This window comes from Thermosynechococcus sp. QS41 (assembly GCF_031583515.1).
In the GTDB taxonomy this organism is placed as follows: domain Bacteria; phylum Cyanobacteriota; class Cyanobacteriia; order Thermosynechococcales; family Thermosynechococcaceae; genus Thermosynechococcus.
In genome coordinates, this window is record NZ_CP134181.1 from 1,377,594 (window position 1) to 1,391,884 (window position 14,291).

At 53.6% G+C, this 14,291-nt stretch carries 12 protein-coding genes; 9 read left to right on the forward strand and 3 right to left on the reverse strand.

The features are described from left to right. Positions 1-70: 70 nt before the first annotated feature. Positions 71-3,577, forward strand: a complete 3,507-nt coding sequence (gene smc, locus RHJ80_RS06680) for a chromosome segregation protein SMC (RefSeq protein ID WP_310801693.1) — start codon at positions 71-73, stop codon at positions 3,575-3,577. A 121-nt stretch (positions 3,578-3,698) separates the two neighbouring features. Beyond that, complete coding sequence (locus RHJ80_RS06685; RefSeq protein ID WP_302676404.1) at positions 3,699-4,325, forward strand: DUF3747 domain-containing protein; 627 nt, start codon at positions 3,699-3,701, stop codon at positions 4,323-4,325. Between the two features lie 2 nt (positions 4,326-4,327). Here RHJ80_RS06685 and smpB read toward each other — a convergent pair whose 3' ends face one another. Further along, positions 4,328-4,786, reverse strand: coding sequence for an SsrA-binding protein SmpB (gene smpB / locus RHJ80_RS06690; protein ID WP_206199497.1), 459 nt, complete (start codon positions 4,784-4,786; stop codon positions 4,328-4,330). A gap of 103 nt (positions 4,787-4,889) precedes the next feature. Here smpB and RHJ80_RS06695 point away from each other — a divergent pair, with 103 nt between their 5' ends. Continuing rightward, positions 4,890-5,516, forward strand: a complete 627-nt coding sequence (locus tag RHJ80_RS06695) for a bifunctional 4-hydroxy-2-oxoglutarate aldolase/2-dehydro-3-deoxy-phosphogluconate aldolase (protein ID WP_302677861.1) — start codon at positions 4,890-4,892, stop codon at positions 5,514-5,516. Here the strand turns inward: RHJ80_RS06695 and RHJ80_RS06700 are convergent. Beyond that, positions 5,461-6,159, reverse strand: coding sequence for a DUF1997 domain-containing protein (locus RHJ80_RS06700; protein WP_310438341.1), 699 nt, complete (start codon positions 6,157-6,159; stop codon positions 5,461-5,463). The genes RHJ80_RS06695 and RHJ80_RS06700 overlap by 56 nt on opposite strands. A 160-nt stretch (positions 6,160-6,319) precedes the next feature. On the opposite strand from RHJ80_RS06700, the gene RHJ80_RS06705 reads away from it, so the two are divergent. The 4 genes from RHJ80_RS06705 to RHJ80_RS06720 all read left to right on the forward strand — a co-directional run bounded on the left by RHJ80_RS06705 (position 6,320) and on the right by RHJ80_RS06720 (position 10,952). Continuing rightward, the gene (locus RHJ80_RS06705) at positions 6,320-8,392 is read left to right on the forward strand and encodes a glycosyltransferase (protein ID WP_310800624.1); all 2,073 of its coding nucleotides are present in this window, start codon (positions 6,320-6,322) and stop codon (positions 8,390-8,392) included. Between the two features lie 625 nt (positions 8,393-9,017). Next, the gene (locus RHJ80_RS06710) at positions 9,018-9,410 is read left to right on the forward strand and encodes a CHAT domain-containing protein (protein WP_255521427.1); all 393 of its coding nucleotides are present in this window, start codon (positions 9,018-9,020) and stop codon (positions 9,408-9,410) included. Positions 9,411-9,511: 101 nt separating this feature from the next. Further along, positions 9,512-10,198, forward strand: coding sequence for a photosystem II repair protein Psb32 (psb32, locus tag RHJ80_RS06715; RefSeq protein ID WP_310800625.1), 687 nt, complete (start codon positions 9,512-9,514; stop codon positions 10,196-10,198). A 19-nt stretch (positions 10,199-10,217) separates the two neighbouring features. Then, a complete protein-coding gene (locus RHJ80_RS06720) occupies positions 10,218-10,952 on the forward strand; it encodes a 2-phosphosulfolactate phosphatase family protein (protein ID WP_149818073.1) in 735 nt (244 codons plus the stop codon). Here RHJ80_RS06720 and RHJ80_RS06725 read toward each other — a convergent pair. Continuing rightward, a complete protein-coding gene (locus tag RHJ80_RS06725) occupies positions 10,942-11,820 on the reverse strand; it encodes a 4-hydroxybenzoate solanesyltransferase (RefSeq protein ID WP_286668923.1) in 879 nt (292 codons plus the stop codon). The genes RHJ80_RS06720 and RHJ80_RS06725 overlap by 11 nt on opposite strands. Positions 11,821-11,976: 156 nt before the next feature. Here RHJ80_RS06725 and corA point away from each other — a divergent pair, with 156 nt between their 5' ends. Further along, on the forward strand, positions 11,977-13,167 hold the full coding sequence (gene corA / locus RHJ80_RS06730; protein WP_206199502.1) for a magnesium/cobalt transporter CorA: 1,191 nt from the start codon (positions 11,977-11,979) through the stop codon (positions 13,165-13,167). A 220-nt stretch (positions 13,168-13,387) separates the two neighbouring features. Continuing rightward, a complete protein-coding gene (locus RHJ80_RS06735; RefSeq protein ID WP_206199503.1) occupies positions 13,388-14,290 on the forward strand; it encodes a Tic22 family protein in 903 nt (300 codons plus the stop codon). Position 14,291: the final 1 nt, after the last annotated feature.

The window sequence follows — 14,291 nt, forward strand, 5'->3', positions numbered from 1 at the left end:
CTTGATTTTCCGTGGCAAACAAGGGAAGCATCTTTGGGCATAATGAAACGGTTAGGCACGCTCCTTGGCTGTGTACATCAAGCAGTTGGAACTCACGAATTTTAAATCCTTTGGCGGCACAACCGTGATTCCGCTGCTGCCGGGGTTTACGGTCATTTCAGGCCCCAATGGTTCAGGGAAGTCGAACCTCTTGGATGCGTTGCTCTTTGCCCTTGGCCTTGCAGGGTCTAAGGGGATGCGGGCAGAACGATTGCCAGATTTGGTGAACCATAGCCAAACGCGGCGTGGCCATAGTGTGGTCGAAACGCGAGTCACGGTGACCTTTGCACTGGATGCTGAAACGGAATGGCGCGTGACGCGGCGACTGCGGGTAACCAAGCAGGGCACCTATACCTCGACCTACGCGGTGAATGATCAACCCTGCACGCTGAATGAACTGCACGACCAGTTGCAGGCGTTTTGTATCTATCCCCAAGGGTATAACGTGGTCTTGCAGGGGGATGTCACCAGTATCATTTCTATGAATGCCAAGGCACGGCGGGAAATTATTGACGAATTGGCGGGGGTGGCGGATTTTGACCGCAAGATTGCCCAAGCTCGCGAAAAATTAGATACAGTCAAGGAGCGCGAAGAACGCTTTCGCATTGTTGAGCAGGAATTGATTCAACAGCGCGATCGCCTGCAACGGGATCGCCTGCAAGCGGAAAAATATCAAGCCCTACGGCTAGAACTGCAAGAGCGAGAGCAATGGCTGCTGGTGCGCCAATGGCAAGCCCACGAACAGCAAAAAGGGCAACTACAAACACAGATTCAGACGCTACAAAAAGAACAAGCCCAACGCCAAGCCCAACTGCAACAAAAGGCACGGGAGATGGCAGCGGCAGCCGTTACCCTAGAACAACTCAATCAACAGGTGAAAGCCCTCGGCGAAGAAACGTACCTCCGCCTGCAAGCAGCGTTGGCGGATCTCCACGCCCAAGAGCGGCAGTGTCAACGCCAGCAAACAGCCTACCAACAGCAGCAGGCACAGTTGGCAGAACAACTCCAGCAACGGCAAGCCCAGTACCACAGTCAACGGTTGCAGCAACAGCAACTTACTCAAGAGTTAGAACAGCAACAGGGCGATCGCCCCCCCTTAGTGACAGCCGTTGCCACCAGCCAAGCCACCCTCGACGCCCTACGGCAGCAAGCTCAGGAGTTGAATACGGCAGCCCAAGCTTGGTTTCAGGAGCACAGTCAGCGACGGCAGCGGATTGATGCCCTGATCCACGAACTGGAACCGAGTCGCAGTGAACTCTCTCGCCTTCAGGAGCGATCGCAACAATTGCGGCAACGGCAGGGGGAATTGCACCAAGCGGCCACCAGCTTAGAAGCTCAACAATTGGAATTGCAAGACGCGCTCACAAAAGCTGCAGCAGCAGTCCAACAAGAGGAGCAGCAACTACAAAACCTCGCCCAACAACTGGCCACAGCGCAGCAACAATTGAGCTTAACAGAAGAAACCTATCAACGCCTTGAGCGAGAACAGCGCCAAAAGCAGCGAGAACTGGATCAACTGGAAGCACGGCAACAGGCGGTTCAGGAAAGCCAAGGGAGTTTTGCGGCGCGGCTCATTTTAAGTGCTGATCTCCCCGGCGTGTTTGGGCTGGTGGCACAGCTCGGTCAAGTGGAACCCCGCTATCAACTGGCCTTGGAAATTGCGGCCGGGGCACGCCTAGGCAATATCGTTGTGGCGGATGACAGTGTGGCGGCAGCAGCGATCGCCATCCTGAAGCGGGAACGGGCCGGTAGAGCGACATTTTTGCCCCTGAACAAGATGGCACGTCCCAAGACCCTACCCCTTATCTCCTTGGCAGGCTGTATTGACTATGCCTTGAATCTTGTGACCTTTGAGCCGCAATATGCCCCCATTTTTGCCTACGTGTTTGGCAGTACGCTGGTCTTTGAGAGCCTTGAGGCGGCGCGACCCTACCTAGGGCAATATCGGATGGTCACCCTAGAGGGAGACTTGCTAGAACCCTCAGGGGCAATGACCGGGGGTAGCTATAGTCGCACAAATACCCTCCGTTTTGGTCAGGGGGCCACCCCCCAAGAATCGGCAGAAGTCCAACAGGTGCGCGATCGCCTTGGGGAACTGGAACGCCTGTTAGATCGCCTCATTCAAGAGCGCACGCAAAAACAGGGGAGAGTGAATGAGCTGAGCCAAGCCCTGAGTGACGCCCGCCAAAGCCATCGCGATCGCCAGCGGCAATGGGAGCAACTTCAGCAGCAACAGCAGCACCTCAACCGCCAGCAAGCAGACTTAGCGCGCCAACAGCAGCACCTTAGCCAAGAGTTAACCGCCGCAGAGACTGAACTCGCGCACCTAGAGGCTCGTCTTCCTGAACTCGAAGCAGAACTCGCCGCCGAACGCCTTGCCCTCAATGCCCTTGAAGCCAATCCCAGCCATCAGCAGTGGCAGCAGCTTCAGGAACAGCTTCAGGCACAGGAAAAAATTCACGCCGACCATGTGGCCGCCCTGCAAGCGGTGGATCAAGCCTTGGGCGATCGCCACCGTCAACTCGAGCAACTAGCACGAGACCTAAAACAAACAGAACAGGAGATTCAGCGACTGCACCAAGCCCAACAGGAGACGCTTTGTCAGCAGCAAGCCCTCGATCAGACGCTTGGGGACTTAGCGACGCAAACTCAAAGCACGCAAACTGCCCTGAGGGAATTGGACGCCCGCCTTGGCCACCTCAAGGGCGATCGCGATCGCCAAGACTACCAACTACGACAGCAGCAAAAGGACTACCAACAACTGGAATGGCAATACCAAAAAGCCAGCGACACCCTCACCACGCTGCAAGCCCAACTTCAGGAATTCAGCACCATCGAGGCACCCCCTTTACCCCAGCCATGGCCGGAAGTGCCCGCCAATCTCTCCCTCAGCGACATTCAACAGCAGTGCCAAGCCCTCGAAAAACGGCTGCGTGCCATGGAACCCGTCAATATGTTGGCGATTCAGGAATTTGAGGAGACACAAGGGCGGCTTAATGAGCTACAGGAGAAGCTCGCCGTTCTAGAAGCGGAGCGCACGGAGATCCTACTGCGGATTGAGAACTTCACCACCCTGCGTCAGCAGTCCTTCCGTGAAGCTTTTGATGCCGTCAATGCCAACTTCCAAACCATTTTTGCCACCCTCTCCGAGGGTGATGGCTATCTGCAACTGGAAAGTCCTGAGGATCCCTTTGCCGGGGGTCTGAATCTGGTGGCACATCCCAAGGGGAAACCCGTACAACGCTTGGCCTCAATGTCGGGGGGAGAAAAATCCCTCACGGCCCTCAGTTTTATCTTTGCCCTACAACGCTATCGCCCTTCCCCCTTCTATGCCTTTGATGAGGTGGATATGTTTCTCGATGGTGCCAATGTTGAGCGCCTTGCCAAAATGATTCAGCAGCAGAGCCAAGAGGCGCAGTTTATTGTTGTCAGTCTGCGGCGACCAATGATTGAAGCGGCTCAGCGCACGATTGGCGTCACCCAAGCGCGGGGTCAACATACCCAAGTGATTGGCCTCGATTTGACCGCTCACCATTGATGTCTAACGGTGGCTGAAAAATAATTCCTAGATTTTCGATAGTTGATCGGCGTGGATCGTAGAGGAACAGTAGAATCCATTTAACTGTCAAAACCTCCGAGTTCTGCTGAGGAGTGTCCCTATGAAATACTGGCAAAAATTTGGCCTGAGCTTATTGACGGTGGCCTGTTTGGGAACAATTGCCCCTCGGCCTGCCCAAGCCAGCATGTTTACACAAACGGAAGTGGATCAAAGCCGCTATGTCGTGATGGCCGTGCCCCTTGCCCGCGGTGGCTATCGCCTCTTAGTGGTGGAGCAAATTAAGGATACTCGTCCCTGCTGGAGTGAGTCGGGCAGCAACCCCGTGGTGATTGACCCACTGTTGACGACGTTTGACTTTACGGGCATTTGTGGGCGGGCTACGGATAGCAATGGCTACTCGATTCGGGTGGCGCAACAGGATTTAGGGTTGCAGTATGGTCTGCGCATTGAACAGGGGGATGGCGAGTTACTCCTTGTTGGCAGCAGCAATCGCGGTGGCCCACGTATGGTCATTGGCCGCACCCACGGTATGCAGGAAGGGCAATTTCTCAAGTTTCATCTGGAACCCACTTGGCGGCTAACGCGGCGCACCTATGAGGGGCAAGTGCTGGGTCATGTGTATTTCACCAATGACTCTTGGGAAGCAGCAACCGGGAGTATCCCTGCCCCTGCAACGCCCATCGGCACGGAAACCAACATTGATCCCATACCCACTCCCCAAAGCTAGGTTTACCGCTGCTTCATTGCCCGCTCCATCTCCCGTTTATCTTGGCGCTGCTTGAGGTCTTGGCGTTTGTCGTGGAGCTTCTTACCACGGGCTAGCCCTAGGGAAACCTTGACCCGCCCATTTTTTAGGTAAAGCTTCAGGGGCACAAGGGTTAGCCCCTTTTGTTCCACCTTGCCCACTAGCTTACGGATTTCCTGCTTGTGGAGAAGGAGCTTGCGATCGCGCAGGGGGTCATGGTTGTAGGATTGGTTAGTGCTCTCATGGGGCGAAATGTGCACATTCATCAACCAAACTTCACCATTGCGGATGCGGGCAAAGCCATCCCGTAAATTCACCTTGCCAGCCCGAATGGATTTGACCTCAGTGCCAAGTAACACGAGACCACATTCATAGGTTTCCAGAATTTCGTATTGGAAGCGCGCTTGGCGATTTTCACTCAGGACTTTAACGCTATCACCCATTTGAGACTCACAAGGGTATTGCCAATATACCGTAGTTTAGGGGTAGGCGGAGTTTTCATCTTATCACTGCCCTCCCACCCCCCTGCTCAATGGTTATGACGCTATGCCCAAGCCGCAGCAGTTAGCGTTTTTGCAAGGCCTGCCTTTGATTGCAGTGGTGCGTGCTGCTCATCCTACTGCAGCGATCGCCCACGCTCAAGTCTGTATTCAAGCGGGCTTCACCTGCCTAGAGGTGACTTGGACAACCCCCGATGCTGCTGGCGTCTTGCAACAACTCCGTCAAAACGCTCCCCACTGCACCATTGGCGCTGCGAGCCTGCAAAACCCAGAAATGGTTAAAGGAGCGATCGCTGCTGGCGCACAATTTTTAGTGACCCCCCATACAGCCCTAGAGGTGGTGCCCCTCGCAAAGGCGGCCAATTGTCCTCTGATTTTGGGGGCATTAACGCCAACGGAAATTCTCCACGCTTGGCAAGCCGGGGCAACGGCAGTGAAGGTTTTTCCAGTGATGGCCGTAGGCGGGGCGAGCTATTTACGCGCCTTGCGACCCTTGTTTGGCGAGATTCCCCTCATTCCCTGTGGCGGTATTGGTTGGGGGGATGTGGTACCCCTCTGGAAAGCAGGGGCGATCGCCATCGCTATGGGCAGTCAACTGGGTACGGATGTCACAATGCTCAAGCAGCAGGTGAACCAGGCTCGTCAGGCGTATCAGGCACTGACGCAGGGGTAAGGGTGCGCACCCGCTCAGCATGGAATCGTTTGCGGCGCCAGCGTTTGCCCAAATCGAGGCCAATGGTTTTGTGGAAATCATCCTGCACCTTTGCCGTGAGGCGGTAGGACACTTGGCGGACAATTTGAGCCAAGACGCGATTGCCTGTCCCTTGAATCAGGCCATGGGGCAAACGGTAGATAAACCGCGGAAAGTACATTTCCACCCGCAAATCCAGTTCCCAATTGACCCGCGTGTAATCAATGACATTCAGCGCCAACAGGTCGCTATCCGTCTCAGGGGTGGCTCGCATCGGTACCAAGGCCATGGCCGCTTGAAAATTCACCTCATAGTTCAAAAACGGCTGTTCGGGCACAGGAATTGTTTCAATGCGATAGACCCCCTGCTCTTGGGGCAGTAGGTGCAGTCCAATTTTGGGTTCCACTTCATAGCCATGGGAACCATAGCGGCCAATGGTGAGAATGTAGCCATGCTTGCCCACAGGTTCTGTTTTCATGGGATGGGCGCAGCGGTGAAACCATTCTTGGTGATTGTTCAAATAGGTCTCGTAGCGTTGAACGGGCGCATAGACTTCCATCCAGCCTTGGAATTGGTTGTGAAAAATAAAGGGGGGTAGCTTTGTCCCCTCTTGGGCATCGGTCATAGTATTAGATCAGCATTAGAGCAGCATTTGGTGATTTTGATCCTGACATACGGCTGGGGGCGATCGATCGCTACTGCGGGGAACCTTGGAAATATTGTCCCTGTCCAATGGTTGGTTTACATTTCGTTACATTACTATTCAGTTGCTTGAGGCTCCAGCGATGCCCCCTGTCCCTCCTTGGCTCGCCATTGAACAGTTGGACAAGCCGTGGATTTTTTGGCCATTGTGCTTGATGGTGCTTCTCAGCAGTATTGTTTTGCGCTGGGGGAAAGTGCAGCAGCAGTGGGCGCGGGCTGTGGTTGTTGGCAGTTTAATGGCCGTGATGCTGCATTATCTGCTGTGGCGATCGCTGGCCACCCTCAATCTGCGCACACCCCTAGAAGCCGCCCTCAGTCTTCTCCTATTGGCCATCGAAGTTTTCATGATGGCGGGCTATGGCCTGCAACTGTACCTCCTTTTGCACATTAAAAACCGTCGCCCTGAGGCGGATGCTGCCGCCCTAGCCGTTAAAAGTGGCCGCTATCAGCCTTGGGTCGATATCTTCATTCCCACCTACAACGAACCGCTGACAATTTTGCGGCGCACGATTGTTGGCTGCCAAGCCCTAGAGTATCCCTACAAACGCATCTATGTCCTTGACGATACCCGTCGCCCTGCCCTACGGGAATTGGCCTGTGAACTGGGCTGTGAGTACCTCAGCCGTCCAGACAATCGCCATGCCAAAGCAGGCAACCTGAACCATGCCCTTACGCAGACCAAGGGTGAACTGATTGCGGTCTTTGATGCTGACTTTGTTCCCACTCGAAATTTTCTCACCCGCACTGTGGGCTTTTTTCAGACCCCTGATATCGGCCTTGTCCAAACCTACCAGAGCTTTTACAATCCCGATCCCATTGCCCGTAACCTTGGCCTCGAGGATCACCTACCCCAAGAGGTGGAAATCTTCTCCCGTCATTATCAAGTCCTGCGGGATGGCATTGAAACAGCGCTGTGCTACGGCAGTTCCTTTTTGGTGCGGCGATCGGCCCTCGATGCCATTGGCGGCTTTGTTACTGAATCCCTCAGCGAGGACTACTACACAGGAATTCAATTGGCGGCAGCAGGTCATCGGTTGATTTACCTGAATGAAAGTCTCAGTGCGGGCTTGTGTGCAGAGGACATGACGGCGCATATTCGTCAACGTCAACGCTGGGCACGGGGCACCCTCCAAGGATTATTCATTGTGGCAAGTCCACTGCGGGTACCCAATCTCACTGGGCTTCAGCGCCTTGCCCACCTAGAGGGGATCACGCAATGGTTTCACAGTCCCATGCGTTTGCTGTTGCTGCTGTTGCCCTTGATTGCCGCCTTTTGGGGTGTCGTCCCCCTTGAAACCACCCTGCGGCAGTGGCTCTACTATTTTGTGCCCTACTACTGGCTGCTGTTGAGTACATTCCGCTGGCTCAATGGTCAAAGTCGCTCTGCCTTGGTATCTGATATTTATGCGGTTCTTCAATGTGTGCCGTTGACATTGACAGTGATTGACACGTTGTTGCGTCCCTTTGGTCGCGGCTTTTGGGTGACTCCCAAGGAGAGTTATCGCGATCGCTACCATTTTCAGTGGCACCTAGCGGCACCGCTCCTCGTGCTTTTTCTTCTCTCTGTGGCGGCTGCTGTATTAAATTGGCAGGCATTACACACCAAGGGGCTACTATTGGCTTGGGTCTGGAACCTCTACAATCTGGTAATTCTCGCCCTTGCCCTCTACAGCCTCATCGAACGCCCCCGCCCCGATCCCTATGATTGGCTCAATGTCCAGCAAACCGTTGAACTCCATCTCGCTTGGGATCAAACCACTGCCCTGTGGGGCACGACAATTCGCCTTTCTGAAGGGGGGGCGATCGTGCATCTGCATCAACCCCTCCCCCCCTCCGCAATGGGTGTACCCCTCACCTGTCGGCTTTTGGAGGCAGGCATTGACCTCAGCGGCCAAGTTGTTGATATGCCCAATCCAACGACCCTAGAGATTTACTTTGACCCCCTGACCTTGGCTCAATACCGCCAATTGGTCACCTTACTTTTTTGTGAACCCAACCGTTGGCAATGGCAAAAAGCCCCCAGTGAATTACAAACCCTGTGGCTGCTTCTGCACACTCTCATCTCGCCTCCCCTGAGTCGTCACTGGATGCGGATCACCCGCCCTAGTCAGGCAAAAGCGTGGCATCGAGCCTATAGCTATGCCAATGAAAAATGATTTTTGCCAGCTCTTTGTAACATTAAGCTTATAGGTCTTAAACGAGGGGACTATCCATCCAAAAGCCGTCCACAAATTGCCTAGTTGCTCCATCGCAACGAGTCCACCATTACTCGCTGGCTCAATGTCTATCGTCCAGTGTTGAATTCTGCATTGGCAGTCACTGTCTCTCCTCTGAAAAAAAAACACTTGAATGGTGCATTGGCTAAGATATAGCTTGGCTAGAGCGACAACACTTTCTTGGAACACTAAAGATGCACCGACACCTCCTCCGAATCTGTATTGCTCTGGTGTTGGTGCTGTCTCTTCAGTCCATTGCTCAAAGTGCCTTACCCGCTGGTGCAGGGGAATTTCTCACAGGTCGCGAGGCCACTTGGCAACGGGAATATGAAGTTTATTTTCAAAATCAATTTACTAGTCGGCGACTCAATCCCTCTGCCATTCAGCGCATTCTCAGGCAAATGTCCAAGCGTACGGGTTGGCACACAGCTCTTTTGCACTTGGCACCAACGGCCAACGAGATTAAGCTCTTAGTTACCTCTCTACAGGGAGAGCCACTGTTGCTGACTGTGCCAGCAGTGTCGCAAGCTGATCTGATGGCATCGTTCATCTGGCTACCCATGCCTTGTTTCGCCCCGGTCAAGCCCAAGAGTCCTTTATTCAACTGTGGGGCAGTGAAACAGTCACGCTGCAAAACCTCCCCCAACTTAATCTAGAGCAACCCCCTCTCGAACTGCTGGTTTTGAGTGCCTGTCAAACCGCTCTGGGAGACGATCGCGCGGAGTTAGGCTTTGCGGGTCTTGCCCTTCAATCGGGTGCCAAAAGTGCCGTCGCTAGCCTCTGGCAAGTGAGTGATGCGGGTACCCTAGAACTCATGGAACACTTCTATAGCCATCTGCACCACACTGCTAGTAAAGTTGCTGCTCTGCAAAAGGCTCAATTACACCTTCTGAGATATTCAAGATTCCAAGCACCTTATTTTTGGGCAGGCTTTACACTCGTGGGCGCTCCTTGGTAAAGCAATTTTCTGGCCATCGTTTTAAGATTTGTTAGAAGAAAATTTATTTTTGCAAGCAACATCTGAGAAAATTGCATTGAGAGATACAGGATTAAGCACAGATGGATTGGCAAGTGGCTTGGAAAAACGGCATTCGCTATCTTTTGCTGGCACTACTCGCTAGTACGTTGTGGGTCACCCCCGTCTGGGCAACCAGCGCGATCGATATCCCTTTGCCGGAAACAGCGGCCGGGGTCGTTGATGAAGGTAATGTGCTTAGTGTCGTCACCCAAGGCAGTGTCGGGCGATCGCTCCAAGACCTCTCCGAGGCAGCGGGCATCAATGTTCATGTAGTTACACTGCACCGCCTCGACTATGGTGAAACCCCCCAGAGCTTTGTGGATGACCTCTTTAACCAGTGGTTTCCCGATCCTGAGTCCCAAGCCAATCAGGTGATCATTGCCCTCGATACCGTTACCAATGGCACAGCGATTCACTATGGCGAGGCCGTGGCCGAACGCTTGAATCCTGAAACTGCCGAAAGTATTGTCCAAGAAACGATGCGGGTGCCCCTACGGGATGGCAACTACAATCAATCAGTCCTTGACACCGTCGATCGCCTTGCGAAAGTCCTCAAAGGCGAACCGGATCCAGGCCCGCCCGTAGTACGCGAAGTGGTTGTCGAGAAAACCTACAAGAGCAAAGAGGAAACCGACGATCGCTCCGCCACAATTATCGTCGTTGCCTTGCTAATCGCCGCTACAGTGATCCCAATGGTGACATACTTTATGTATCAAGGATCATCGTAGCCAAGCTCCCCTTCCATTTATGAAAATCTATACCTACCACACACCAGAGCGTGTACCAGCCGACTGGCAACCCGACTGTGCCATTGCTGTTGATGTCCTGCGGGCAACCACTACGATCGCCACTGCTCTTGCGGCTGGGGCAGAAGCCGTTCAAGTCTTTAGTGATCTAGCAGAGCTAGAACAAGTGAGTCAGCAGTGGCCGGCAGCCAAGCGGATTCGCGTTGGTGAACGGGGTGGGAAAAAAGTTGCTGGCTTTGACATGGGCAACTCTCCTGCTGAATGCTTGCCAGAGCGGGTAAAAGGATGTCGCCTCTTTATGAGCACCACCAATGGCACCCGTTCCCTTGAGCGAATTCAAGCCAGTCCCCTCGTTCTTGCCGCCGCCCTTGTCAACCGTGCTGCCGTTGCCGAGTTTGTCCAAAAACATCAACCGGAAACCATCTGGATTGTTGGTTCGGGCTGGGAAGGTAGCTATTCCCTCGAAGATACCGTCTGTGCTGGCGCGCTGATTCATCACCTCTGGGGTCAGCAGGATGCCCCCCTCGAAGCCCTTGCGGGTAATGACGAAACTATTGCTGCCACTGCTTTGTACCGCTACTACCAAGATGATCTATTGACCCTCTTTCACCATTCCAGCCACGGGCAGCGCCTGCTCAACCTTGGCAATGAAGCCGATCTCAAATATTGTGCCCAAGTGGATATTCTGGCCATTGTGCCGTGGCAGGTTTCCCCCAAGCTCTTGACTAAGGCCTAGGGCACCACATCCCCACCCAGAGCAAAAAGCCCAACCAGACATTTTCATTGAAGTAACGACCATAGGTCTGAATGGGGAGCGTTGTGGTTTGGGTGTCACGGCGTTCGTGGGTATAAATTTGTAGAGATTGCCGCAGCCAAAAGTAGGTGGTCACGGCCAAGGCCAGCCAAAATCGCCAAGTGAGTCCCGCACTCCAGCCAACAATGATCAGGAACACCACCGTCAGCCCATAAAATAGCGCGATCGCCAAGGGCGCATAGGCACCGAAAAATAAGGCACTGGAATTTACTCCCAGTCGGCGATCGTCGGGGCGATCGGGCATGGCATACACCGTATCAAAGGCCAATGTCCACATCACCACTGCCGCCCACAACCACGCGGTGGTCAAGGTTAAGCGTCCCTGTACCGCTGCCCAAGGAATGAGGACAGCAAACCCCCAAGCCACTGCCAAAACGAGTTGCGGAATGGGAAAGACTCGCTTCGCCAAGGGATAGAGCAGAATCACCGGCACTGCGGCCACCGCCAGCCAATACCCCAAGGGAGTGAGGTAAAACGTCAATCCCCAAGCACAGAGGAAGGCAATCACCATCAAGCCCAAGGCCACACTGAGGGAAAGGCGGCGACTGGCTAGGGGGCGGTTTTGAGTCCGCTGCACATGGGGGTCAATATTGCGGTCCCAGCAGTCATTGACAATGCAGCCCGCCGCACTGGTGGCGATCGCCCCCACCGTGATAATCAGCAGCAACTGCAACGACGGCAAGCCCTCACTCGCCAAAGTTAAGGACCACAGCGCCGGAATGAGGAGAATCAAACGACCCGCAGGCTTATGCCACCGCAACAGTTGGGCAATGGCCACCCAAGTTGGCACTGAGGTTCTCGAAACTTGAGAATTCACCACACCGCTCCCACCGTGAATGCCACTACACTTAAAAATCTTAACTTTTCAGGCGATTTTGGGACGTTGCCGCCCCATTTGCCCTAGGTTTCTAGTTAGCCCGTTTGCACTCTGTCGATTTCCCCCTTTATGGCCAGAAAACCCTTTCACTTTTTCCGTAGTGCTGCCCCGCCAGACCCCACACCCCCCGCCGAGGAAGAAGATAACTATCTCGAAGATTACTTCTTTGATGAACCCGGCGCCATGCCCGGTACCCTCAGTATTGAGGCCGATGCGCCACCGCCGACAATTATTCTCATTGACTATCAGCCGGATCAGGCCAGCCGTCGCGTTTTAGAAACGCCGGAAGAATGTGGCCCCTACCTCAGCAGTCCCTCCGTCAGTTGGATAGATGTTCAAGGGATTGGCGATGAAGACGTGATGCGGCGACTTGGCCAAGTTTTTCACCTGCACCCCATTGTCCTTGAAGATATTGTCAATGTCCCCCAGCGCCCCAAAGTTGAGGATCATGACGATTACCTTGTGCTGATTACCCGCATGGTCACCCCCAAGGAAAATGAACACGGCTTTTATACTGAACAAGTGAGCTTTGTCTTGGGGCCGCATTTCTTGCTCACAGTACAAGAAGAACCCGAACGGGATTGTTTTGACATGGTTCGGCAGCGGATTCGCACCAGTCGCGGCATCATTCGTCGCTATGGCCCCGATTATTTAGCCTATGCCCTTTTGGATGCCATTATTGATGGCTTTTACCCGGTTCTAGAAGACTACGGCGAGCGCATTGAGGAATTAGAAGATGCCGTAGTTACCCGTCCTAGTCGCGCCATTCTCGAAGAAGTCCACCAAGTGCGCCGCGAATTACTGGCGCTGCGCCGTGCCATTTGGCCACAACGGGATGCCATCAATGCCATGATTCGCGATCCCAGCCCCCTTCTCTCCGAGGAAGTGCGCATCTACCTACGAGATTGCTATGACCATGCCATTCAAGTGCTAGATATGGTGGAAACCTACCGTGAACTGGCGGCCAGTTTGATGGATGTGTATCTTTCTTCCGTTGGCAATAAAATGAACGAAATTATGAAAATTCTGACGATCATTTCGACCATTTTCATACCGCTGACCTTTATTGTCGGTATCTATGGCATGAACTTTGATCCCGATACCTCCCCTTGGAATATGCCTGAACTGGAGTGGTATTGGGGCTATCCAGCCTGCTGGGCGGTCATGCTTACCGTGGCGGGCAGTTTATTTTTCTTTTTCTGGCGCAAGGGCTGGTTCCAAAGCAGCACCAGTATAGGCTCCCTAGATACTGAACGCTAGTTCCCCATCGACTTTAGAAACTTGCCCCTTGTCCCTTGCGTCAAATTGGCTTAGGGTGGGAAAGCAAAGGGAGTACTTCATATGTAAAAATACTCACTTGTTACGTGCATAAGTTTTGGTGTGAGTTAGGTACTACAGGGCGATCGCCCCTCTCTCCACACGTGAAGAATGGGATTGGGAGAGTTAACCGACTGCAATCAAGCATGAATTAGGAGACTGTATGAAAAGATTGGCACACTTGGGTGTTTTGGCAGGGTTAGTGAGTAGCCTATGGCTAGCACCCGCCATCAGCCGCTATGACATTGCCACTGCCTTGCCCGAAGAACAAGTGTTGCGCATCCTCAACAATGTGCCCATTTTTATGATCACCAATGATAAGGGGGAACCGCTGACCTTTGAGATGCCCAATCCCCAAGATCAAAGCAAGAAAATTCAAGTTTTTACCTTCTTTGTCAATCAGCAGGATGCCCAAACTGCCCTGAACACCATTAAAACCCAGCAACCGGATGTGGGTCGCGTGGCGCGGGTCTCGGCAGCCGCTCTCAGTGGGGCGGTGAAAATTGCCCTCGAAAGCCAAAAAAATCCTGCCATTGGTGTGGACATTATCCCCTCCAGACCACAACTGGAAGCAGCGGTGAATCTGCTCAAACAAAGTGGCGATCTAGTGGAACGCGATGGCAAAATTCTCACCAAGGATGGTAGGCCGTTCATGGGCGGTACCCCCCTCTTTTTCCTAGCAGATAGCAAAACAGGCAACCCCATTGCCATTGAAGCCCAAATGCGCGAAAACGGCCAGACCCGCACCCAGCGGTTTATTCCCTTTTACTTTGATAAAACCCAACTCCAACGGGAAGTGGATCAAGCCCGCCAGCAGCGTCCTGAACTGGCCAAGGATACCGGGATTCGCGTCGTCATGCTGGATAATTTGGTGGCAACCATGTTGAGCACCAACGATCCTGTGGCGGGTCAAATTCAACTGGTACAAACCCCTGAGGCGATTCAGTTTGCCGTGCAACAGAGCGGTGGCAATAATGCCCAGCGACCCAATCAAGCGAATCAACCCGCGTCTCCCCAGCGCCCAAATCAACAGGGGGGCGGTCAAGGCACAAACCGCAACCGCTAAG